The organism is Bacillus jepli (genome assembly GCF_047238305.1).
GTDB lineage: Bacteria > Bacillota > Bacilli > Bacillales > Bacillaceae_L > Ferdinandcohnia.
The window spans coordinates 1,095,419-1,118,904 of sequence record NZ_JBDFMO010000001.1 but is presented as its reverse complement, the minus strand read 5'-3'; the positions used below and the strand labels follow the sequence as shown (position 1 = coordinate 1,118,904).

Sequence of the window (23,486 nt, the reverse complement as noted above, 5' to 3'; positions counted from 1 at the left end):
ACAAAGATTTAAGTCAAAGGATTAGCTTCTTAACTATCAAACACTGATACATATGTATATTGTTTACAAAAAATAATTATACAAACATTTGACAAATAAGGTTGTCTTAGTTAATAATGAAGTAAAATATAAATCTAATTTTTACATTACAAAGGGAGTGAAATGGTGTTCTTAGCATGGCAGGAGATTAAAAAAAATAAACTTCGCTTCACCTTAATTACAGGAATTTTAATGCTTGTTTCTTATCTTGTTTTTTTTCTCTCTGGACTTGCAACGGGTCTCGCTAGTCTGAATAGGGAAGCTGTTGATAAATGGAATGCAACTGCGATTATCCTAACTGAGGAATCAGATAAAAGCCTTTACCAATCATTCATGTCCACCAATCAACTTAAAGACATTAAAGCGGAAAAAACGGCTGTAATCGGTCAGCTAAACGCGATTGCCAACAACGGGGATAGCAAGCAAAATATCTCCCTCTTTGGTATTAAAAAAGAAGAATTTCTAATGCCGAATGTGACGGAAGGAAGGCCATTTGAAAGGACCAATGAAGTAATTGCGGACGATTATCTTAAAGAACTGGGATTCAATTTAGGTGATCAATTATCCCTATCTTCCAGTGACCAACAGTTAACAATTGTTGGATTTACAGATCAAGCACGATTCAATGCTGCGCCTGTTTTATATACCAATCTTGAAACCTTCCATCAGATTAAATTTGGCGAAGTAGCTGATCAGAATAAGGATCAAATCAACGGAATTGTTGTACAGGATGAGTCTATTTCAAACCTCACACAAAATGTTGAGTTAGAGACGATCGAAATTCAATCTTTCATCGAAAATTTACCTGGTTATACGGAACAGAAACTCACCTTAAATTTCATGATTTACTTTCTCTTCGGTATTTCGTCAATCATCGTAGCCATTTTCTTGTATGTGTTAACCGTGCAGAAAATCAGTATGTTCGGGGTTATGAAGGCTCAAGGTATTTCTAGTTCCTATTTATCGTTGTCTGTTGTCGCACAAACGTTTATTTTAGCGTTTATCGGGACCATGCTCGGATTTGTCTTAACACTCCTTTCTGGGGCTTTTTTACCCGCAGCAGTTCCTGTTTCATTTGATCTAGCCTTAATGGTATTTTATGGGCTAATCCTAATGGCCGTCGCAACTGCCGGTGCCGTTTTCTCAGTCTTGACGATTGTTCGAATTGATCCACTGAAAGCGATAGGAGGATAAACATGGCAATATTAGAGTTACATCAAGTAAAGAAAAGTTTTGGTAGTGGTCATAAGATGGTAGAAGCCCTAAAGGAAACTGATTTTCATGCCAACCGAGGTGAGTTAATTGCCATCATTGGACCATCTGGGTCTGGAAAAAGTACCTTTCTCACTATTGTTGGAGGGTTATTATCACCTACTTCAGGTGAGGTCATCATCAATGGGCAAAACCTAACCGCTTTGAATGAAAAAGCACGCTCACAAATTCGACTCAAGGAAATCGGATTTGTGTTACAAGCGTCCAACTTAGTTCCATTCCTTACCGTTGCCCATCAATTGAAACTATTGGACAAAGTGAAAAAAGGAAATATGACGAAACATGAGCGAAATCAACTATACGAAGACCTAGGTATTGCTGACTTACTTATGAAGTATCCATCCGACTTATCCGGAGGGGAACGCCAGCGCGTAGCCATTGCGAAAGCTCTGTATAGCAATCCTTCGATTATTTTGGCTGATGAGCCGACAGCCTCCCTCGACTCAGACCGTGCCTATGAAGTTATGGGTCTATTAAAAGAGGTAACGAAGCAGAAAAATACAACGACCATTGTGGTAACCCACGATATTCGGCTTGTAAGTTATTGTGACAAATTTTATAAAATGACAGATGGTGTCCTTTCAACAGCAATAGAGAAACATGTTAAAAGGCCACAGTTCTCATTTGAGGAGAGAACCGATCATATACTCCATTCAGAGGGTTGACATAAATATACGTAAAGCCAAATTGAAACATGTGATATGTCTTCGAACTAAAAGGTAGCTCTAACCTATGCCAGAGCTACCTTTGTTTATTACGACAAAAAACGTAAATCTTTTTTTGGATATAAACATATATCTATAAAAAAGATGGGAGTTGATTACTTGAGCACTTTTTACCCTGAAAAATTATCTGTTGAATATATGGATGGTGTTACCGCTACGGAACCTCTTATACCAAGACGTTATACACTCACCCACTCTGATTTAACTGGAGATCTATTTTTAACAATTGGATTTGATTATGCCTGGAATAAAGTCAATTCAATGAGAGATGAGGTATTAGCTGAATGGAAACCAAATGGAGGTTCGTTTTATTATTGTGTTTATTTATATATTGATCAAGGACAATTTAACCAGAATATAGCAGCAAAACGAAATGAAATATTTAGACGTGAATTACCCCTTGCATTGACTGCTATTCGGTATGGCGATCGGCTTTTTTTCAACACCTTCCCTCAATTAGACCAAGTTCCTATCATTATTCACTTTATGTCCACGTTTCCACAGTTTGCAAGACAGGAAAATTGGGGTACCTTCCAAAAATTTCGCAGTTAAATTTAACTACTCCCATATTGTTATGTTAATAAAGCACTTTAAAGACGCACTCACTTAGGTGTTGCTGTCTTTTCTTTAATTGCAACAATGATACGGTTCACCATAACAGATCCCCGCGTAATTTTTGGCATGTAAAAAAACACCTTGGGTATATTAACTTTATACTTTTTATAACTTGAGGTGATGTTTGTGAATCTACAATCTGGAACATATTATTGGCCCATTACTTTTCCTAATGCTCCATCATATCCAGCATTGGAAGAAGACTTATCTTGTGATGTATTAATTATTGGAGGTGGGAGTTCAGGGGCACAGTGTGCATATTATCTTGCTGATACTAATTTAGATGTGGTTGTGATTGAAAAAGCAAAAATTGGGAGCGGCAGTACTAGTACTAATACAGCCCTCATTCAATACTCCGGTGAAAAAATGTTTACAGATCTGATCAATACCTTTGGAGAAAATTACATAAAGAGGCATTTAGACTTACTAAAAGAAGCCATTAATGAAATTGAAGCAGCATCCAATAACGTCTCAATTGATTGTGAATTTAGTAGAAGAGACACCCTATATTCTGCTAGCTGTGCAGAAGACGTGGAAAGCCTAAAAAAAGAATATGAATTTTTAAAGCAAAATAATTGTGAACTTACCTTTTTAACAAAGGACCATATTGAAGCAAGATATCCTTTTAGCAGGGATGCCGCTATTTATTCGTACAATGATGCAGAAATCAACCCTTTCCGTTTCACCCATGCATTGTTAGACTACTCCACAGAAAAAGGAATCCGTGTATATGAACATACAGAAATGAACGGTCACCATTTTGATAAGGAACAAGGAAAGATGATTGTTTCTACAAAGAATGGATGGTCTATCCAAGCAAGCTATGTTATTTTTGCTGCAGGCTATGAAGGTATGGAAATCAAAAAGGAGAAAAAAGCTTCATTTGTAAGTACATATACGGTTACCACCAATCCAGTTGAAGATCTCTCTGAATGGTACAATCGGACACTTATCTGGGAAACAGCTCGTCCCTATTTATATTTGCGTACAACTAAAGATAACAGAATTATCATAGGCGGACTTGATGATACTACCACGTATCCTGAAGATCGCGACAGTAAATTGATTCACAAAAAGAATAAACTAATTGAAGAATTTAATAAAATGTTTCCCAATATTAGAGTACAGCCCGAATATTACTTGACTGCATTTTATGGAGGTATTTTAGACGGCATTCCGATTATTGGTAAATATGAAGAATATCCTAATAGCTATTTTCTATTTGCCTTTGGTGATAATGGGACGGTTTACAGCCAATTGCTTTCAAAGTTGATTGTAGAGGAGATTGTCGAAGGAAACAGTCCAGATCTCGCTTTATACTTACAGGAACGCCCTTTGCTAAACAAGGGATGAAAAATGGGGTCCCTTCCCCATTTTTTTGTTTTATACAAATTACTCCATCAAGAATGCCCATCTGTTTAAGCTGCAGTTTTTCAAAAGTATACAATCCTTATAAAAATTGTTATTTCCAAATAGCAACTAGAACGATTTACTCGAAAGTTACCATTTAATCTAAATTGAAGGCAGTCCGCCATTTGCCAATCTAGCCCTGAGTTTCCTCAAAATTTATGAATCTTTTAAGATTCCACAACATAAAAATAACTTGGTATTATTTTTGGGAATTGAGAGTTTTGCAAAAATCGCTGGCTTTCAAGAAAGGTGATGCAATTGTGAATATTTTAGAGGTTCGGAATTTAAAAAAATCCTTTGGTTCCATTCAAGCCGTTAAAGATATTAGCTTTTCTGTAAAAGAGGGAGAAATTTTTACCATTATCGGACCAAATGGGGCAGGAAAAACAACAATGCTTGAGATGATTGAAGGCTTGGTTACACCGGATCATGGAGAAATACAATTTGGTGAATTGAACTGGAACAAGCACGCAATAACCATAAAAAAGAAAATTGGTGTACAGCCTCAATCTAGTGCTATGTTTGATTTATTGACGCCTGAAGAAAATTTGAATCTATTTGCTACATTTTATGATAAGGCACGGTCAACAGAGGAAATTCTGAAATTGGTTAATCTGACCGAGCACCGTAAGAATCAAGTCAAAAAATTATCTGGTGGTCAACGGCAACGACTTGCAATCGGGCTTGCCATGATTAGTGATCCTGAAATCGTATTTTTGGATGAACCAACAACCGGACTCGATCCCCAGGCACGACGTAATGTTTGGGAGATTATTCTTGAGCTTAAGAAATTAGGGAAAACGATTATTCTCACCACTCATTACATGGAAGAAGCGGAAAAACTTAGCGACAGGGTGTGCATCGTTGACCAGGGGTTGGTCGTAACCTTGGACTCTCCCACCGGATTAATCGAAAAATTAACAAATGAAAGAGAGGTTAGACTATCCTTCCTTGATGGCGAGAAAGCCGCTCTTGATGCAGAGGTTTTTGCAAAAGCTCTTGATTCTGTGACACGGACGGAACGTGAAGATGCCGCGCTTAAACTGTGGACAATTAAACCCGAGGATTTACTATTTGACCTATTTAAGTTTACAAAAGACAAGGAATATCAAGTCGAACAAGTTTCGATTCACGAAATGAGTCTTGAGGATGTCTTTATTGCTTATACGGGTAAGGAGTGGAGGGATTAAGATGAATAATTTCAAGCAATTTAAACAAATGTTCCTTGCTCAATTAAAATTAACATTCCGTGAAAAACAAGCCTGGTTTTGGGGAATCTTTTTTCCAATTATTCTAATGGTTATCTTTATGACGATCTTTGGCGGTGGCTCAAATGATGATTTCAGCACCAAAGTTGTTATTGTTAATGAATCTTCAAATGAAATGTCTACTATGATGTCCAGTCAATTACAACAAATTCCTATTATTGAAACAAGTGAAAATAATTCTGTTAGTGAAGAGAAAGCAAAAGTTTTAGTAAAAGAGAAGGAAGTCAATGCTGCTATCATCTTGCCAGAATCAGCACAGGCAACATCGATTAAACTGATCGTAAACAAAGAAAATGAACAAAGTGTTTCAACCCAAGTCGTATCAGGTATCCTGGATAAATTCATTCAGCAGGCAAACTTGCAAGCAGTTGGTGCAACCCCAACCTATGAGCAGCAATTTGAAACCATTTCCTCAGGCAGTCCGGAATTAAAGTATACTGATTTTCTCTTAACTGGAATGATTGCTTTATCAATTGCCCAAGGTGGCTTATTCGGAATGGTTGAGTTAGTGGATATGCGAAGAAAGGGGTTAATTAAAAGGCTGCGGATGACCCCGGCAAAAATGGGTATCTTTGGCCTTAGTGATATGGTGATGCGTCTGTTATTTAGCATCGTTCAAATCATTCTCTTAACCTTAATTGGCGTATTCCTATTTGGGGCTAATCTTTTTATTAATTTCCCTAGTTTACTACTCGTATTCTTAATGGGGGCCCTTTCCTTCAATGCAATTGGCTATTTTATTTCTTCTTTTAGCAATACAAATGAGGCCTACATGGGAGTAGCAAACATTATCAGCTTTCTCATGATGTTTTTAAGCGGTATTTTCTTTCCAGTTGAAACAATGCCCGAATGGCTGCAGCCTGTATCAAACATTCTTCCACTCACCTATTTTGCAGAAGGTTTGAGAGACAGCATGGTCTATAATACTTCTATTCTTTCAGCCCCCCTTTGGTTTGGTTTTGGAAACATGCTCCTTTGGGGTGGAATTGCCTTTATCATGGGTTCCTTGTTATATAAAAGAAAATCAATTGTATCAACCAGGTAATGCGATAAACAAAGGACGGTATTATTGCCCCCAATTTATTCATTCTTCATGGGTTATTGAAATTTAACAAAAAAATCTTGCTCCTAATTTCCAAAGGCCCAACTGATTTCTATCCGCTGGGCCTTCTAAGGTGCAAAATTTCTTTAAAAGGCGTAATCAGTCCCCCTTCATTTAAAGCAACGAGGTCTGACCCATAATTTAACATAAATAACTGCAACAGGAAAATAAAAAAATATCACTCAAGCCAAATACAAATTTTTCAAAAACTACTTCTAGTTGTAGATTCGGTCGCCATATTGTTTCTAAATGAAGTTGGGCTATGATCAATATTCTCCCTGCTGACTTGTTAGATGGAATGGAGATAATAGATACATAGGTTTAATTAGTAGAAGGGCGTTTTTTCTGAGGTAAAGGAGGCATCTCATTTACAGAAATTACATCATCCGTCTTTTTTGTTGGTTTTTTCCAATATCGCTCATTATTTGGTAAATCGTCAAACCAAGATGCTGTAGGTGGACAGTCTAGAATCATGAAATTTCCATAATTCCCATCACGTGATTGGTGATATTTAAGGTAGGCCTTTCCATTCTCGATTGCAAGAATTTCAATTTTCCCAGAAGTATGACTCATAACTAATTTGACCCGTTTACCGAGGCCGGAGGTTTTAGCCTTCCCTTCCTCAACGATACGGTATACTTGTTCCAATGGCAGAACAAACGAAGCGTTTCCTGCTACAGGCCGATTCACAAAAAAATAATAAGGAGTAACTCCTGCCCATGATAGTTTATCTAACAATTCGCCTAAAACAGTCGGATCGTCGTTTATTCCCTTCAGTACTGGGGTCTGATTAACAACGGTTACTCCTGCTTCTTGTAGTGCTTCAATTGCTCTAAGAGCCTGAGATGTCATTTCTCGTGGATGATTGATATGGGCCATAACATATATTTTTTTATTCACAGTTGAGTGCTCTTTCAATAAAGCCAGTAGTTCTTCGTCTTCGTAAATCCGCATAGGATTAAAAACAGGTATTTTGGAGCCAATCCTGATAATTTGCACATGGTCAATATTACGTAATTCCTCAAGAATCCATCGCAATTTTGGGGTGCCTAGTATTAGAGGATCTCCTCCTGTAAGAAGTACATTATTAATTTCAGGTGTTTTTCTGATGTATTTAATTCCATCGGTTACATCGGACATAGCCTCTTTTACATCTGAACGAAACAACCGCTTACGAAAACAATATCTGCAGTAGGCCCCACAAACTTCAGAAACCAAGAGTAGAGCAGTAGTAGAGTATTTATGTTGGCAGCCTTTTACAGCATAGTTTGTATCCTCATCAGATGCGTCCCATCTGCCGTATTCCAATAATTCCTCAGAGGAAGGAATCACCAACTTGCGAAGTGGGTCTTCTGGATCAGACCAGTCAATAAGATTTAGATAATATTCATTTATTCGAAAAACAAACTTATTGGTAACGGTTTCGAGTACTCTTTTTTCCTCCTCACTCAATTCTTGTATTTTATTTATATTTGTTATATATTTTGGATTTTGCATGTTAAAAAAACCTCCTAGATAAAATTAAACCCTCATCTTATCTTTCATCTCTAGTCCAACCACGACCGGATTGCCTCGAGAGCGGCCCCCACATTCCCCCCCACCCTTTATCGGAAGAAGTTCTTTTTTGCATATATAAATATTTGGAGAATAATAGTGGATTAAGGAAAGCCTGATGAAACGTCTCTTGATCGTAGGCTTTCATAAGGGAGACTTTTGCTGATTTAGAATTCGGCTCAATAAACCATATCTCTCCTTCTTGATCAATACCAAAATCGATTCCTATTTCTCCAAATGTCCCATACACCTTTTCCAAGGATTCATAAATGGTAAAAAGAAATTGATAAACCCTTTCCATCAATTTCTTTAATTTAATATCAGAATAATTCAGGAATTTTTTAAAAAATATTTCTATAGGGTATGCTGATGAATGAATGGTAATAGGAGATTGCATTTCTCCAATTCTTGCACAAACTCCAATAATATTAATCTTTCCTTCTCCATCTCTCTGTAATTCTGCACGAAAATCAACTTTTCTGTCATTGATTTTAATTAGATTGATCCCTTTCTGGATGATAAATTCCCTTTCACCAAAAAACTTGTAAATTTCTCGAACTAAATCTTTCCAAGATTCTGCTTGACCTGTAAACCTTTTATCCAAATGGTAACTATACTCGAATTTTCCATTTGGCTTCTTCTGGATTCGGAAAATCCATCTCCCCCGTCCACCACGCACTCCTTTTAAATAAACTTCATTATACTTTTGTAATAACTCTCGCAAGTCTCTTTCCTCTTGATATAAAACTGAATATGGGAGGTATTTCCTAACCCTTTTTATTTGACTCAGATCTCGATAAATCTCCCATTTATTGAAGTAGGATTGAGAATTGAACTTTATTACTTGATGTTTATCAAGAACATCTTCGATACGTTTTGTGATAAATTTGCTTGATTTACCACCTGTACGTCGATTGTAGAGAACGTCAGGTAAAGGGAAATAATCTTGCTTCCATTGGTTTGAATTTATATCAAAACTAGTACCCAAAATTACATTCTTCTTAAAATCAAAGTCATTAATTGAGAAGAAAAATAGGGTAACACCTGCCTCAACACTTGCTTTAGCCAATTCTTGAAGTCTTTTGTAGCTGGTGAATTCATAATTCTGTTTGTTCAATTTTTTAATCACTGAATTATTAATAAAAGTACCCACAAGGGGACGTTTTAAAGGCACCATAAGTTCCGTCATCTCCCTGATATTCTATATAGGTATAGTAGCTGTAAGATTCACAAAGAAGCGACATTCACCCATTCATAGATAATTTGTTTTTGAATAGCCTAAATTAATAGCCACTACCTCTAAATAGAGTGACTCACCCACTTTTGTATAATTCAGAATCCGAATTCTAGACGAGTTTCTTTACTTAGCTATTTCCCGCAGAGATTTAATTCTGTTATATAGAGTCTTGTCAGGAAGGAGCCCGAAATTACCTCGAATGAGGGGTTCATTGTTTACTTCATAAATCCAGACCTGCTTCTCCTTGTCCAGCCCAATATCAACTGCAAACTCCCAGTTTCTAGGATAGATGGGACTCACTACTTTTACAGCTTTTAGAATACAATCATGAAGTCTTTCTATCACCTGTGTCTGCTCCTCTTCATTATAATCAAGTAGTTGGGTAAATAATGTCTCCAATGATGCTGGGGTTCCTCCAATGTGAGAAGTTGTGACAATATTTCCAGGTTCACCTACCCTGGCACAAATCCCACCGACCATCCACTTCCCATCTACACGAAGGGCATGACACCTCAGGTCAAAATATCGAGAATCCTTTGTTGTACTATTTATTCCCTGTTGAACGATGTAACGTCTATCCGAAGTTAACTTCTGTACTTCTGACCATAATGAGGTGAAACGATTAAATTCTTGTTGTTTCACTTCATTACTTCTACGAAGAAGATAGGAACTTGAGCCTACTCGTTCGACTCTTAGAACCCCCCTAGATTTTCTGCCTCGATCAGGCTTTAGATATAACTTTTTATATTTTCGGATCATATCCGATAATGTTCTTTCAGAAAGGATCTCTGTAGCAGGAAGATAAATGTTGGTTTCCGAATGACACTGAAGAACATAAGCGACCGTTGACTTACTTTTTACTTGATGCCTTCCAATCGGCATAAAATCACCTACCTATATCAAATTTTCCATATATCACACACGTTCTTCGTTCTCACGAATCCACTTTTTAGCATCAAGATATTTTTGATACGATACTTTATCATTTACTTTTTCGAGACCCTTTGAGTCTGGATTGGTGTTCGCCTCGATAAACCATACCTTTCCTTGCTTATCAATTCCCATATCTAAACCAATCACTAGTAATGGAAAGCTTGAACCCAAAACATGTACGATTTGATGGGATAGATCGGTCAATTCTCGAAGTATACTGATTGGATTCAATTTTTGATCGTTTTTTTGCAAGACTTCTTCCAAGGACAAATCAAAATTTCCCCTTGCTATATTAGTGACTACAGCATCTTTCTGCTTCGCCACAACGCCAGACATGAGAGAAGGCCGCCAGCAATTCTTTACCTTTTGCATAACCACACGAATATGAAAAGGGCCTTCGTTAAAAGTAGCTAAGTCTATTCCTTGCTGGACAAGATAAGACTTCCCAGTACTAAATCTACCCGTTAAATCCTTTACAAGTTCAGGGAAAGAGACTCGCTTAGTAATAGCTTCATAGGATAGCTCATATTCAGATTTGCTGATTCGCTTGACCCGGCTAATCCCCGAACCTTTTCTACCTATATTTGGTTTGATGTAAACTTGAGGATAGGATTGCACCATTGTCTTAAGACTCTCCGTAGAAAACCAATGGGTTTCCGGAACATGACGAGAGAGGATTGGATCCTGCAACAAAGGTATCGTTTTTTTCATCTTGCTTCTAATAATTTTATGCACCTGCAATATTTTAACCTCCTTGTATTGTTTGTCCTTCCCGTCCAACTCTAAGCAAAACAGCTTGGACCTAGAGGATAATTCTATTAACTCCTTAAATAGACAATTTATATTTTACCTGCTTTATTGTATTTGCTTTCTTCAAAAATGTAATAGGTAATCAGCCAATTTATGGGTATCTTTATTGTTTTTTGTCTCTTTTTAAAAATTTCTTATCTTCAATTTCATAAAAAATCGGAGGTTGTAATCGTAGCTTCCCCGTTATTTTTGATAAGGTTCACTGTGGTGTAAACCTTTTTGAGTACAATAAAAACCGCACCTATTTATGGTACGGTTCATTCCTATTAATCCTAAAAGCCCGATACACCTGCTCTACTAATATCAACCTCATCAACTGATGAGGAAAGGTCATCTTTGAAAAAGACAATGTATCATTTGCCCGCTTCATGACTTCCTTGCTTAATCCTAGGGATCCCCCGATGACAAAGGCGATTTTGCTTTTTCCGTAGGTTGCTAGGTTATCAATATCCGCTGCTAGTTGCTCGGACGATTTCATCTTGCCTTCAATCGCTAATGCAATTACATGGGTGTCATCCGATAGCTTTGCTAGAATTCGTTCACCCTCTTTTTGTTTCACCTGCTCCATTTCAGTCTCGCTTAAATTTTCCGGTGCCTTTTCATCAGCAAGCTCTACAATCTCCACTTTCGCATAGGCTGTTAGGCGTTTTAAGTATTCATTGATCCCCTGGATCAAATATTTTTCTTTTAACTTTCCAATCGTCACAATTGTGATGTTCACAGTTATCCCCACTCCACTCACATTTTACAAACAAACTATCCACAGGAGTTATCCACATATCCACATTTTCTATCCACATCTTGTATGGGAATATTAGTTCCCCACAACATATACCGCCTTATTTTGACAAAATTCGCACGTTGTTGATAAGTTTTCATCCTCAATTTTTGTCATAATTGGTGCCACCTCATGCTCGTCCACCACGATATCCAACGCTAATTCGATATGTTCTTCACAACATTTAATCATTTTACTTCCTCCATCTATCTTACCCACAACCCCTTGGGAATTATGGGTATAACTTTTTTCTATTTATTTTTCATTATCCACATGTTATTATCTTACCCATTTTAGCATATATTTTTGTCCACAAAAAACAGGAGAATCCACACTCTCCTGTTTATATTTTCTACATTGATTCTCTAGCCAATTGGATGGTCACCTTTTGCTTTTCGCCCGCTCGATAAAATGTGACCTCCATTTTGTCTCCTACCGATTTTTTATATAAATGCTTTCTTAATTCTACCACCGATGTAATTTTGTCACCATCTAGTTCTACAATAACATCAAGCTCCCGTAATCCCGCTTTTGATGCTGGTGTATTTCGTAACACTTCTAAAACGGCTACTCCTTCTGTTACCTCATTTGGTAGATGTAAAGTTTGGGCACGATGGTAGGAGGAAATTTCACTTAGTGATCGAAGTTGTCCCACGCCCATAAATGGACGTTTCACCTCACCATAGAGTTCAAGGTCCTCAATAATGGGCTTTGCACTTGTAATGGGAATCGATAGACCAATTCCTTCAACCGCTTCCTGTGCAATTTTCATTGAATTGATGCCAATGACTTCGCCCTTGATGTTTACAAGCGCACCGCCGCTATTCCCTGGATTAATCGCCGCATCTGTTTGCATGACATCGGCATTCCAATCTGGCACTCCATCCTGATTAATATCAATCGGAATCGTCCGATTTAAGCCTGATATTATGCCTTGTGTAACGGACCCGGAAAATTCAAGTCCTAATGGGTTTCCAATGGCAATGACCGGCTCCCCCAGATTAATAGTATCGGAGTTCCCAAATTGAGCAACCTTTTCTACATGACTCCCGTCAATTTCAATGACCGCCAAATCCGTCCAAATGTCACTCCCAAGTAGTGTTCCCTTTACTCTTGAGCCATCACTTAAGCTAACTTCTATATCCGAAGCTCCTTCAATGACATGGTGATTTGTAACAATAAATGCCTTGCCATTTCCTTTTTTATATACAACTCCTGAGCCTGTTCCTGCTGCAGTAGACTCCTCCAACCAAAAATTTGTTTGTTGAAGATTAACAATTCCTACGACCGCTTCGCTTACCCGATTCACAGCATCGGTGATTTCAGACGTTACGTTAACATTAATTGTCTGCTGGACACTCTCTCCTGTTGCCGGTGCTTTTTTCTCTACATCATCTAGTCCGTTTACCTCTTCGGGAGCGGTATTCTCCTCATATGGAAGTAAATGATACTTGGATAACGTCGGTAATAAAACAATAACAAGCAACGCTCCAATGATGGCTCCCATTAATGCTGAAAAAAACCATCCACCGCGGCCCCTTCGTTTTGATCTCTGATTTACATAATCTTGATCATAATACCCCATACCGTCATTTCTCCTTTTAAAAGATCTTTTATATTCAATTTTACCCATATTTTATGTAAATCATGACCGAGCTTTAGACGAAGAAAAGGGCAGGAGCTGATTGCCCCTGCCTTTTTTCCACCCATGGATTATGCATTTTTTCGTTCCATCACATTTATTCCGATTCCGATTAGCACCACTCCCATTAATGTCAGAATGCTGATTGGATAAAGTAATTCACTCATTGGTGCTTGATAAATGGTAGCGGCTTTTAATCCTTCCATTGCATGCTTAATTGGAACAAAGTTAGATACCTTCAATAAAAAGTCTGAACTAACAATTTCTAATGGCCAATATGCTCCACCAAGCATTGATAAAGAGACTGATATAAGTGAAATAATCGCATTGAATTGCTGCGTACTTTTTACAACACTGACTAAAAACAGCGCCAACGCGACAATTGAGAACACATATGGGATTAACACAATTAATGTTTTTCCAAATCCCCCGTAAAATTCTACCCCAACCCCATAGCGGAACACGAAAAAGATAAGCGCAACCTGAAGGTATCCCATGAGGAAGCTATACACTAAATTGCCCGCGTACATCTGCCATTTTTTTAATGGGGATAAAATCATCCGGTCCCACACTCCCCACGTTCTTTCCTGTAAAATGTTGTGGACATTATAGGAGATCGTGTAAATGACAAAGAATAAGGTAAACCCAAAAATCGTCTGTAGCTGGTTATCAATTATTACGGCATCATCACCACGGAAAGAAGCTGCCTCGATCTTGAATAACGGATTCTCTTCCTTTTCTTTTAATTCTTCTAAAACGGCATTGGAATCGATATGACCACTTGTAGCGGTTGCCTCTTTAATTTTATCTTCCATCAAAAGGTCCCCATAAAAGGTCTGCAGATAGCTTTCTAATAAATGAAGGTTAGACGACGTCTCTGTCACAACAACAATCGTGTAGGAGTCCTCCTCTAGCTTCACCGCAGCCTCAGCATCTCCTTCACTGACCATTTTCTTAGCTTCCTCTTCCGTAACTAGTTTAAACTCAAAACTTTGCGACTGGGTTAAATCCTTCCAGAGCGTCGTTTCTTCAATGTTTTCAATATCTGTATAAACGGGTATATTGATATTTGTATAATTTGCAGCACCTAATAATAATGCAAAGACAATACTCATCACGGTCATGCCAATCATAAGCATTGGCTTTCTCAAAAACAATTTAAATTTTGCCTGTAAAATACTTATCATATAGCATCACCTCTTTTCGGAAAACTAAATACAGCCGCTGTTAGCATCACTAAACCAAAGCCAACCAAATAATAGATATGATGATCAATTGCTGAAAGCTCTACTCCTTGCAGCAATTGCAATAAGGCAGTCATCCCTGCACCATTTGGTGTGAAATTGCCCAATACCCCAATTACCGAGGAAGTTTCGCCAATCGGTGTAAAACTACCACCTAAAAAGGCAAAAATCGCAACCATCACATTCCCAAAAAAGTTTGAGACACCTTCTGAGTCAATTCGGAAATTTAATGCAGTCAACAATGCCCCTACGCCACCAATTGCAAAGCATAATGAAAAATTAACTAGGAAAAATCCAAGAAGATCATTCCAAACCACATCAAATATAAGAGAAGTAACTCCGTATAAAATGGCTTGCTGAACAATCGAAATGACCATAACCGAGAGAAAGATGCCACCTAAATATGACCATCTGGATGTATTGGATAAAATAATTCGATTATACACCTGCAACTGCTTTTCCCGGTACGCAAATGAACCTAGATGTGAAGCAATAAACATAATAAACATAACGCTCATGCCGACGGAATAGTATTGCAAGGAGTTGATTGGCTCTCGTTCTGTTACCGTTTCAATATCCCCTAACTTTGCACTTTCAACTGCTTCTAACTGAATTCCCGCTTTTCCAATGACAGTCATAGAAGTCATTTGCTTTTGAAAATTCACTAGTACATCCTCCACTACTTTTGGAGAAATCTCTTTGCCTTCATTTTTATAAAGTTTAATTGTTGCTGTGGAAGGCTCATCAAGTAATGCGGAGGAAAGAACATCAAATGTATAGTTTTCAGGTATCTCAATGACAGCAGAATACTGGTCATCTTTTTTTAGTTCATCCAATTGTTCTGGCTTCACTTGCTCAAGCTCTAGAATTTCTTTTAATTCCTTACTCCCAAACACTTCATCTAGCAAAATATGAATAGGGCGTAGCTGATCTGCTCCCTGGATTAATGCAGTTTCTGCTTCCTGTGGCAGTCCTTTTGCTTTTACCTTTTGAACAAAAGCATCGATATCCTTTCGCTCTTCACTATGGTCAATGAAAGCGACTTTAGCTGAAATGGATGTTGTATCACCTGCCATAACCCCACCTAAAGCAAAGCCAAGAATGGCAATAAGGATGAGTGGCATTAGAACTAAAACGAGTAGTTCCTGTGGATTCCGTAGCAACACTAATAGATCTTTTTTTATAAATGGAATAATCATTGCTTCACCTCCTAGTCTCTTAGCGCTCTACCTGTCAAATGAAGAAAGACATCTTCAAGTGTCGGTGCTTTTACTTCAACTGAAATTAATTCTGTCCCTGTTTCTTCAGCAAATTGGGAGATTTTTTGGAACAAATTGTACTCTTTTGGGACAATCACCGTAATATCACGATCCTGCACCTTTACTTGACGAACGGTCGGATCTGCTTCAAGCATCTGAATAAACTTTTCTTTTGCACGTTCTACCTTGATAGAAATCGTATTTTCAGAGGATAAAATATTCTTTAACTCTTCCTTTGTACCAGATGCAATAATATGTCCTTTATCCATAATATAAATCCGGTCACATAAGAACTCGACTTCCTCCATGTAATGACTGGTATATAAAACGGTCATTCCCCGTTCTTTGTTCAGCCGCTTTACTGTTTCTAAAATATAGTTTCGCGATTGTGGGTCAATCCCAACCGTTGGCTCATCCATAATGATGATTTCTGGATTATGCAACAGAGCCACTCCAATATTTAGCCTTCTTTTCATACCACCTGAAAAGGTCTTTACGAGATCCTTTCTTCGGTCGGTTAAGCCAATTTGCTCCAATACTTCTTCGATTCGTTGCTTCAATTCGGCGCCCTTTAATCGATATATCTCTCCAAAAAAACGCAAATTTTCTTCCGCTGATAAATCAGTATAAAGGGCGATTTCCTGTGGAACCACACCTAGAATTTTTCGGATATTCTGTGGATGTTTAATCGTGCTTTCGTTCATTAACCGTACATCCCCAGAAGTCGGAACAACCAATGATGACAACATCGAAATGGTCGTCGATTTCCCGGCACCATTCGGACCTAGCAGCCCCACAATCTCGCCCTTCTCCAAAAACATATTAATCCCTTGTGCGGCAAATTTTTGTTTATATTTCTTCGATAAATCAATAATTTCTAACATCACGTCAGCCTCCTTTATAGTTTTATCTTAGACTTTGATGTCTCTTTAGAGCACTATCTCCGGTCACTTGTTTATGTAAAAAACATGACTTAAGTCATGTTTCCATTAAAAAAGGGTGTAATCCTATAATTTGGACACCCCCTTAAGCCTTATGTAATATCATTTTTTACAGCAAAAATTGCTAACTGAGTACGGTCCCGAAGCTCTAATTTATGCAAAATCTGTGTAATATGGTTTTTTACTGTACCAATCGATAAATATAATGCATCTGCGATTTCTTTATTTGTCTTTCCTTCCCCTACTAATCTTGTAATATCCAACTCCCGGGCGGACAAAGGCAATTCAAGCTTTTTCTCTACCTTATGTAATAATCGCGGCATGACTTTTGCCACAACCTCTTCATGAATTGGAAGTCCCCCTTGAAAGCAGCTATGAACGGCATGAATCAATGACTGTTGATCTGATGTTTTTAATAGAAATGCATTGGCACCATATTTTAATGCCTGGATTGCATATTCATCATCATTGAAAGTCGTGAGGATTAAAATCTTCACATTTGGCCAGCGTTCCTTAATCTTTCTCGTCGCTTCAAGGCCATTCATAACCGGCATTCGGATATCCATTAGCACAACATCAATAACATGGGCTTCCATCTTTTTGATGGCCTCTTCCCCGTTTTCCGCTTCTGCTACTACCCGTATTTGCTCGTCCTGTTGAAGCATAAGCTTCAACCCTTGTCTCACAATCGATTGGTCCTCTACAATCAACACATTCAACATACTCGTTTCCCACCTTTACAGTTTCTTCAACGGAATTATTCCTTTGATCACAAACTGTTCATCCGTTTGATAGACTGTTAGTATTCCATCTACTTCCTCAACACGTTTTCGCATATTGGTAAGCCCAAACCCCTCTTGAAAGGGTTCTTTCTTATAAATTCGGTTTTTAATGACAAACTCCATATGTCCGTCTGCTGTTTTTCCTAGTACCACCTGGACTTCACGTGAGTGAGCGTGTCGCATTGCATTTGTTAGTCCTTCCTGAATCACACGATAGAGCACTACACTTTGTTGATTCGTAAGTCGCTCTGAGAGAATACCTTGCTTTGTTGTAAACTGAACCATGATATGGCTTTCTGCCTCTAGCTTTTTAATTAGCTGTAAAATCGTTGCGATACCTTCATGCTCCCTGTCTTTTAAGGTTCGGACGGCAAAACGGGTTTCTTCTAAGCTCTCTTTCGCCAATTCCTTTAACTCGTTGTAATGTTCAGGACCTTGTTGGATCGAAAGAATCTCTACCTGCATAAGCAGTGCTGTCAGCTTGTGCCCAACTGAATCATGAATATCTCTTGCAATCTTGGTCCTTTCCTGATAGCGCGCTTCCTCCTCTGTTACAAGAGCAACCCTTTTTAGCTTGCGATATTCCCCAAGTAATTCTTCATATAGGCTGCGCTGTTCCTCCCGCTTAGTCCACAGTTCATTAACTTGAAGTGTAAGGAGGTAGAATAAGAGTATCGAAACATACACGGATAAGTTTATTTCCACTATAAAAAATAGGCCAAATAAAGCCACTATCGTGATAGCTCCGAACCATTTAAATGTTTTACTTTCTAACTGATTCGCTGCTAATATGACAACATACATCAATAATAAGTAGGTAAATGAGTTTCCTTCTTCAACAACTCCAAGTACCAAAAGAAGTCCAGTTATTCCCCCATATAGATAAACTGGGTTAGGTGTGATCTTCAGAAAAAAATAAAATGTCAGGACTGCCGCACAAATCAAAATTGATAACGCGGTTGGGACTGACTTTTCGTTGATAAAAAACAACCCCCAAAGCACCATTAAACCCACCGTACGCAAAACAAATGCTTTCATACCATCCCCACTTTCATCCTAGTTTCAAGTTACTAGAAAATTATGGGTACGGCAAGTATTTTCCAAAACAAAAAGCCCATCTGATCAAAATCAAATGAGCTTCTATTACAATTTACCCTAGCATAAATCCCCGGGCTATTTTATTACACATATGCAAGCTTGGTTGGAATCTTTGGATCAGTATCATACAAATCGAATTGCTCTCCAACCTCATACCCTTTGCTTTCCAAGGTTTGCTTAACCGACATGCGTGCTAATTCTTTTAAGTTATTATCCTTACTTAAATGCGCCAAATAGATTCGTTTCGTGCGGTCTCCAATTACATCTGACATTGCGAGTGCAGCATCCTCATTTGAAACGTGCCCAACATCGCTTAAAATACGGCGCTTGATGCTCCATGGATAATGACCCATTTGAAGCATTGACACATCATGATTGCTTTCGAACACATAGGCATCGGCATTTTCTATCGTACCCTTCATTCTGTCGCTGACATAGCCTGTATCCGTAATGACAACAACCTTTTTCCCCTCATGATGGAATACGTAAAACATCGGTTCGGCTGCATCATGAGAAACACCGAATGATTCAACATCCATATTTCCAAATGTCTTGACCGTCCCCATTTGAAAAATGAACTTCTGCTCTGTCGGGATTTCTCCAATATTGTGCTCCATTGCCTTCCATGTCTTTTCATTCGCATAAATGGGAAGCTTGTACTTTCTTGCGAGTACACCAAGCCCTTTTATATGGTCACTATGCTCATGCGTCACAAGGATGCCTGAAAGATGTTTAATTTCCTTGTTGATTTCTTTAAATAAAAGTTCTAGTTGTTTCCCACTTAACCCTGCATCTACAAGCAAGGAATGCTTGTCTGTACCAACATAGAACGCATTTCCTGTGCTCCCACTTGCGAGCACACTAAAATGCAACCCCATAATCATTCACTCCGTCTTATTTAGAATTTGTCCTTCAATGGCATTTACGTAAATATCTATCTCATCATCAATAACAACATGCCACGTCGGTGCTAATAGCTGTGATTCAGAATTTGGAACGAGTGGGTAATACCCAATTTCCACTTTAGACACATGGCTGCCTGATTTTAAATGGTAATTATCATAAAGATTTTCTAGGGTTTTGATAGGCGAAATTACCTCTTCCAACTTATGCTCTTCAAAGTCAGAAAGTAGTGTTTGCTCATAGGATACGACTTCATGATCTTCATTTATAGATAAGTAAATAACCCCACTAATATTTAGAGACGTATCAAATATCTTGTAATTGTTATGTTGTTGAACTAAAACAATCGTCCCTGTCTCTTGATCCACACTCCAAACGGTATATTTCTCACCGCTTAGCAAATGGTCCTTCACAAATTGATGCACCACTTGGTCAGTTAACGATATTTTAATAGAGTCACTAAATTTACCCTTTAACACCCCAGCGGTTTCTATGTTAACCTCTTGGTTTTTTAGTTTTTTGATATCATCTTCTTTAAAAATCTGTACCTTGCCACTGATATAACTTAATTCCTTCGGTTCCTTCGGCAAAGCTTCATACGTAATTTCTTCATCCGCTAGCTTCTCATCGATAGTACGTTCTGCAATGGCATCGAGTTGGCTATTATCCCTTTTCTGAACAAGCTGATACCCTAAAAAGATATTTAGAATCAGGAAGGTAATGATAAATACAGACTTGGTTTTACTCCAATCCATCTTCATGCCCCCCTATATCCTTAACCTTTTCCCATTTTCCATTATACCTGTAGTACCAAGTCGGTTGAAGTGAAACAAATTGGGAATTATCTTTATTCTCCTTTAACTCATATGCAACTGTCACACTGTCAAGCAGCTCAGGATTAAAATTCGGTATAGAGGTGATTGTCTCCATTACCAATTCACCATTTGAAAGTTTCTTCTCGCTTGGAGGCAAACCAATTTGTAGGCTTACCGATGGATGGTCATATTCCACAATCTCATTATTTTCCCATTGCTGTGTAATATCAACTAGACCATTACTATTAAAGACAGGAATGTTTTTAACAAATAATTTAAACTTTGTCATTTGGCTCTCTTTATTCCAGCTAAAAAAGCGATAGTCATCTGTCCAGCCAACATGTTCATTAACAAAATCAATACTTGTCTGAATTAAATCTGTCGTATCAGACTGATTTCCACTCATTCTCGTTGGATTAATGAATTCAATGTACTTCTGATTGGTATAGATTCTTAGAAGTCTTGTTCCATCCGTATAAACCTCACCTGTAGAAAGTCTATCCCCTTTTACAAGGTCGGAATCCGTAAATAAGCGGTCAACAAAGGTTTTGATATCGATTGTATCAGTAAAATAGTCAAGGCGATTTACAGATATCTCATCCTTTGGCAAATAAACCGAATTCGTCTCTGAAAGTGAATATTCAATTTGCTCAGGATATCTCGTTGCTGTAGTATAGAAACTTCTTCTAAAGTCTCGAGGTAACCCGCTATTAATCCTGCCCTCATACACCAAGTTGTCACCTGTTGACACAAAGTACACGATGCCCTCTTCACGATTCTCTGAATTAACATCAATGACAAATCGATCAAATGAAATCAACGAATGTTCTTTATCATTTATTTTTAAAAATGATTTATATAATTGCAAAGGAAATGGATCTGGGAAGAAAATTTCAACATGTCCATTTCGACTCAAAAAGTCCGCTAAACCATCATCTTGAACAGTATGTGTAATGTTTTGAACATCTTGAATCTCCCAGGTCCGGATCTCTTTCATCACTCGATTTAGTTCTGTCTCACTAAAGGTTCCAAAATGCCTGCCCTCAATGTGATAGAGAACTTTACTTGGTTTAATAATCAAGGATGTTTCCTTTCGAACATTTTCCGTTACTTCCTCAACTACACCGTCTGATTGTATGTCCTTATATTGGGGCTGATAAGTCCACAAAGTCCAAGTCAAAACAATGCTTAAAAGCACCAAGATGATTAATATGGTTGTTTTAATTGATTCATACTTCATCCCATTCATCCTCTAGCCCCTCTTGATTTCCATCAGATGGTAGGGTAAAGAAAACAGTTGTTCCAACCCCTTCTTCACTTTCAGCCCAAATCCTACCTCCATGAGCAACGACCATTTCTTTGGCGATTGCGAGTCCCAACCCAGTTCCCCCTAATTTACGAGTTCGTGCTTTATCCACCCGGTAAAACCGGTCAAAAATACGATTAATGTTATCCTTAGGGATTCCAACGCCCTGGTCAGCCACACTTATTACAATTTCATCATTTACCTCAATCAATCCAAAAGTGACCGTTCTTCCCTCTGGAGAATACTTCAATGCATTTGATATAACATTATCAAGTACCTGTGTAATTTTATCCGGATCCAATTCTAGATAAATTGACTTCTCTGGTAAATTACGGACGAATGATACATGCTGCTCCTTCGACATCTCAAATCGGTCAATAATTCGATGAAAATATTTTGTGAAATTAATGAGTTCCTTTGAGAATTTGTAGTCCTTGCTATCAAGTTTTGATAGTTTCAGCAAATCATTCACGAGTCGAATCATCCGCTCGGTTTCAGTTTGTGTCACATTTAAAAATTGTGGAGCTATTTTTTCGTCCTTCCAAGCACCATCTGCTAGTGCTTCAAGATAACTGCGCATGGTCGTTAATGGCGTTCTTAATTCGTGCGAAACATTCGCTACGAACTCTCTTCGTTCACTTTCAATTTTTTCCTGTTCGGTTACATCATATAAAACAGCAATTAACCCATTAATAAAGCCTGACTCCTTCTTAATAACCGAAAAGCTAACCTTAATAATGTATTGCTTTTTATGGGTACTAAAATCAAGTATTTCTGTATCAATATCGTGAACAAGCTGCTCAAACGTGTATTGCTCGTCTAATCCTAAGACAGATACAATGGATTCATTAAGAACTGTTTCACGTGAAACATCCAGCATATTGACTGCAGGTGTATTTATTAAAATAACCCTTCCCTTTTTGTCAGTGGCAATAACCCCATCTGTCATATGTGTCAATACCGAAGAAAGCTTCCGACGTTCACCTTCTGTTGTCGCCTGTGCATCCTGTATTTTGCTGGATAAATTATTAAAGGTCATGGCCAATTGGCCAATCTCATCTTGGCCAAACACCTTTACCTTCTTCGAATAATTCCCTTTCCCTAATTCCACTACATGCTTTCTCATTGCGGAAATAGGTCTTGTAATGGTCTGTGCAACAAAGATCCCGAGAATTGCGGTAATGGCCATCGCAATTCCGGTACCTGTCACGAATATATCATTGATTTCTTTAATATCATCATAGACATTTTCCATCCTTGCGATTAAATAAATGGCACCAATGATATTTCCATTCGAACGAATCGGTGTTGAAGATATATATACGCGGTCATATCCCTGACGACGTACATCATCTAGACTATCGCCTAATAATAACGTACGTTTGACCAAATCTATATTTGACTTTCGTCCAACAACGCCTTGACTATATGGATCTGAGTTTCCTATTACGCGGCTTTTATTATCAATTACCTGGATTTCCTGAATATCCTCTGACTCATAGTCTCTTAAAATACTCCGGATATCTTTTTCTAAAGTTGCCGGATCCTCTCGCTCCTTAATCATTTCCTGTTCCATGCTAAACGCTAACATATTGACGCGTTCATTTAACGATACTTTAAAATTTTCTACTAATCGCAACTCCAGTTTCCCAATAAAATACACCCCGATAATTTGCATGGCAATTAAAATGAGTAGCAAATAAATAAGTGCAAATTTAATGTGAATGGACTGAAAAAAACCTAGTCGTCTCAT

The 23,486-nt window shown here is 38.0% G+C and carries 22 protein-coding genes; 6 read left to right on the top strand and 16 right to left on the bottom strand.

The genetic code is table 11. The features are described from left to right. The first annotated feature begins 165 nt into the window (after window positions 1–165). The 6 genes from ABC371_RS05760 to ABC371_RS05735 all read left to right on the top strand — a co-directional run bounded on the left by ABC371_RS05760 (window position 166) and on the right by ABC371_RS05735 (window position 6,374). Entirely contained in the window at window positions 166–1,233 is a 1,068-nt protein-coding gene (locus ABC371_RS05760; protein ID WP_412899286.1) for an ABC transporter permease, read from the top strand. A 2-nt stretch (window positions 1,234–1,235) separates the two neighbouring features. Continuing rightward, window positions 1,236–1,976 (top strand): ABC transporter ATP-binding protein, encoded by a 741-nt coding sequence (locus ABC371_RS05755; RefSeq protein ID WP_412895908.1) that lies wholly within the window; start codon window positions 1,236–1,238, stop codon window positions 1,974–1,976. 159 nt (window positions 1,977–2,135) lie between these two features. Next, entirely contained in the window at window positions 2,136–2,588 is a 453-nt protein-coding gene (locus tag ABC371_RS05750) for a staygreen family protein (RefSeq protein WP_412895907.1), read from the top strand. A 189-nt stretch (window positions 2,589–2,777) separates the two neighbouring features. After that, window positions 2,778–4,004, top strand: coding sequence for an NAD(P)/FAD-dependent oxidoreductase (locus ABC371_RS05745; protein WP_412895906.1), 1,227 nt, complete (start codon window positions 2,778–2,780; stop codon window positions 4,002–4,004). 317 nt (window positions 4,005–4,321) lie between these two features. After that, complete coding sequence (locus ABC371_RS05740) at window positions 4,322–5,251, top strand: ABC transporter ATP-binding protein (protein ID WP_412895905.1); 930 nt, start codon at window positions 4,322–4,324, stop codon at window positions 5,249–5,251. A 1-nt stretch (window position 5,252) separates the two neighbouring features. Continuing rightward, window positions 5,253–6,374, top strand: a complete 1,122-nt coding sequence (locus ABC371_RS05735) for an ABC transporter permease (RefSeq protein ID WP_412895904.1) — start codon at window positions 5,253–5,255, stop codon at window positions 6,372–6,374. Window positions 6,375–6,752: 378 nt separating this feature from the next. Here ABC371_RS05735 and ABC371_RS05730 read toward each other — a convergent pair whose 3' ends face one another. From ABC371_RS05730 to walK, 16 genes are all read right to left on the bottom strand, one after another. Then, the gene (locus ABC371_RS05730) at window positions 6,753–7,928 is read right to left on the bottom strand and encodes a KamA family radical SAM protein (RefSeq protein ID WP_412895903.1); all 1,176 of its coding nucleotides are present in this window, start codon (window positions 7,926–7,928) and stop codon (window positions 6,753–6,755) included. Between the two features lie 37 nt (window positions 7,929–7,965). Further along, a complete protein-coding gene (locus ABC371_RS05725; RefSeq protein ID WP_412895902.1) occupies window positions 7,966–9,162 on the bottom strand; it encodes a YheC/YheD family endospore coat-associated protein in 1,197 nt (398 codons plus the stop codon). 183 nt (window positions 9,163–9,345) lie between these two features. Continuing rightward, the gene (locus ABC371_RS05720) at window positions 9,346–10,104 is read right to left on the bottom strand and encodes a YheC/YheD family protein (RefSeq protein WP_412895901.1); all 759 of its coding nucleotides are present in this window, start codon (window positions 10,102–10,104) and stop codon (window positions 9,346–9,348) included. 33 nt (window positions 10,105–10,137) lie between these two features. Beyond that, window positions 10,138–10,890, bottom strand: a complete 753-nt coding sequence (locus ABC371_RS05715) for a YheC/YheD family protein (RefSeq protein ID WP_412899285.1) — start codon at window positions 10,888–10,890, stop codon at window positions 10,138–10,140. Between the two features lie 316 nt (window positions 10,891–11,206). After that, on the bottom strand, window positions 11,207–11,686 hold the full coding sequence (rlmH, locus tag ABC371_RS05710; protein ID WP_412895900.1) for a 23S rRNA (pseudouridine(1915)-N(3))-methyltransferase RlmH: 480 nt from the start codon (window positions 11,684–11,686) through the stop codon (window positions 11,207–11,209). Window positions 11,687–11,779: 93 nt separating this feature from the next. Continuing rightward, a complete protein-coding gene (locus ABC371_RS05705) occupies window positions 11,780–11,935 on the bottom strand; it encodes a CxxH/CxxC protein (RefSeq protein ID WP_010677398.1) in 156 nt (51 codons plus the stop codon). A gap of 160 nt (window positions 11,936–12,095) precedes the next feature. Beyond that, window positions 12,096–13,328: a S1C family serine protease gene (locus ABC371_RS05700; protein ID WP_412895899.1), complete on the bottom strand. Its 1,233-nt coding sequence runs from the start codon at window positions 13,326–13,328 to the stop codon at window positions 12,096–12,098. Window positions 13,329–13,456: 128 nt separating this feature from the next. Beyond that, a complete protein-coding gene (locus ABC371_RS05695; RefSeq protein ID WP_412895898.1) occupies window positions 13,457–14,572 on the bottom strand; it encodes an ABC transporter permease in 1,116 nt (371 codons plus the stop codon). Then, window positions 14,569–15,828 carry an ABC transporter permease gene (locus ABC371_RS05690; RefSeq protein WP_412895897.1) on the bottom strand — a complete coding sequence of 420 codons (1,260 nt, stop codon included), beginning with the start codon at window positions 15,826–15,828 and terminating at the stop codon, window positions 14,569–14,571. The genes ABC371_RS05695 and ABC371_RS05690 overlap by 4 nt, the downstream gene beginning before the upstream one ends. Before the next feature lie 11 nt (window positions 15,829–15,839). Next, entirely contained in the window at window positions 15,840–16,772 is a 933-nt protein-coding gene (locus ABC371_RS05685) for an ABC transporter ATP-binding protein (RefSeq protein WP_412895896.1), read from the bottom strand. 149 nt (window positions 16,773–16,921) lie between these two features. Beyond that, on the bottom strand, window positions 16,922–17,551 hold the full coding sequence (locus ABC371_RS05680; RefSeq protein WP_412895895.1) for a response regulator transcription factor: 630 nt from the start codon (window positions 17,549–17,551) through the stop codon (window positions 16,922–16,924). A gap of 15 nt (window positions 17,552–17,566) precedes the next feature. Beyond that, entirely contained in the window at window positions 17,567–18,649 is a 1,083-nt protein-coding gene (locus tag ABC371_RS05675) for a sensor histidine kinase (RefSeq protein ID WP_412895894.1), read from the bottom strand. A gap of 143 nt (window positions 18,650–18,792) precedes the next feature. Then, complete coding sequence (locus ABC371_RS05670) at window positions 18,793–19,587, bottom strand: MBL fold metallo-hydrolase (protein WP_412895893.1); 795 nt, start codon at window positions 19,585–19,587, stop codon at window positions 18,793–18,795. Between the two features lie 6 nt (window positions 19,588–19,593). After that, window positions 19,594–20,367, bottom strand: coding sequence for a two-component system regulatory protein YycI (locus ABC371_RS05665; protein ID WP_412895892.1), 774 nt, complete (start codon window positions 20,365–20,367; stop codon window positions 19,594–19,596). Beyond that, window positions 20,354–21,676 (bottom strand): YycH family regulatory protein, encoded by a 1,323-nt coding sequence (locus ABC371_RS05660; protein ID WP_412895891.1) that lies wholly within the window; start codon window positions 21,674–21,676, stop codon window positions 20,354–20,356. The genes ABC371_RS05665 and ABC371_RS05660 overlap by 14 nt, the downstream gene beginning before the upstream one ends. Beyond that, window positions 21,657–23,486 (bottom strand): cell wall metabolism sensor histidine kinase WalK, encoded by a 1,830-nt coding sequence (gene walK / locus ABC371_RS05655; RefSeq protein WP_412895890.1) that lies wholly within the window; start codon window positions 23,484–23,486, stop codon window positions 21,657–21,659. The genes ABC371_RS05660 and walK overlap by 20 nt, the downstream gene beginning before the upstream one ends.

What these genes read in the sequence shown, in the direction of transcription:
- ABC371_RS05755 (WP_412895908.1), top strand. Translation starts at nt 1,236, where the DNA reads ATGGCAATATTAGAGTTACATCAAGTAAAGAAAAGTTTTGGTAGTGGT.
- ABC371_RS05735 (WP_412895904.1), top strand. Translation starts at nt 5,253, where the DNA reads ATGAATAATTTCAAGCAATTTAAACAAATGTTCCTTGCTCAATTAAAA.
- ABC371_RS05730 (WP_412895903.1), bottom strand. Translation starts at nt 7,928, where the DNA reads ATGCAAAATCCAAAATATATAACAAATATAAATAAAATACAAGAATTG.
- ABC371_RS05725 (WP_412895902.1), bottom strand. Translation starts at nt 9,162, where the DNA reads ATGGTGCCTTTAAAACGTCCCCTTGTGGGTACTTTTATTAATAATTCA.
- ABC371_RS05720 (WP_412895901.1), bottom strand. Translation starts at nt 10,104, where the DNA reads ATGCCGATTGGAAGGCATCAAGTAAAAAGTAAGTCAACGGTCGCTTAT.
- ABC371_RS05705 (WP_010677398.1), bottom strand. Translation starts at nt 11,935, where the DNA reads ATGATTAAATGTTGTGAAGAACATATCGAATTAGCGTTGGATATCGTG.
- ABC371_RS05700 (WP_412895899.1), bottom strand. Translation starts at nt 13,328, where the DNA reads ATGGGGTATTATGATCAAGATTATGTAAATCAGAGATCAAAACGAAGG.
- ABC371_RS05695 (WP_412895898.1), bottom strand. Translation starts at nt 14,572, where the DNA reads ATGATAAGTATTTTACAGGCAAAATTTAAATTGTTTTTGAGAAAGCCA.
- ABC371_RS05690 (WP_412895897.1), bottom strand. Translation starts at nt 15,828, where the DNA reads ATGATTATTCCATTTATAAAAAAAGATCTATTAGTGTTGCTACGGAAT.
- ABC371_RS05685 (WP_412895896.1), bottom strand. Translation starts at nt 16,772, where the DNA reads ATGTTAGAAATTATTGATTTATCGAAGAAATATAAACAAAAATTTGCC.
- ABC371_RS05680 (WP_412895895.1), bottom strand. Translation starts at nt 17,551, where the DNA reads ATGTTGAATGTGTTGATTGTAGAGGACCAATCGATTGTGAGACAAGGG.
- ABC371_RS05675 (WP_412895894.1), bottom strand. Translation starts at nt 18,649, where the DNA reads ATGAAAGCATTTGTTTTGCGTACGGTGGGTTTAATGGTGCTTTGGGGG.
- ABC371_RS05670 (WP_412895893.1), bottom strand. Translation starts at nt 19,587, where the DNA reads ATGGGGTTGCATTTTAGTGTGCTCGCAAGTGGGAGCACAGGAAATGCG.
- ABC371_RS05665 (WP_412895892.1), bottom strand. Translation starts at nt 20,367, where the DNA reads ATGGATTGGAGTAAAACCAAGTCTGTATTTATCATTACCTTCCTGATT.
- ABC371_RS05660 (WP_412895891.1), bottom strand. Translation starts at nt 21,676, where the DNA reads ATGAATGGGATGAAGTATGAATCAATTAAAACAACCATATTAATCATC.
- walK (WP_412895890.1), bottom strand. Translation starts at nt 23,486, where the DNA reads ATGAGACGACTAGGTTTTTTTCAGTCCATTCACATTAAATTTGCACTT.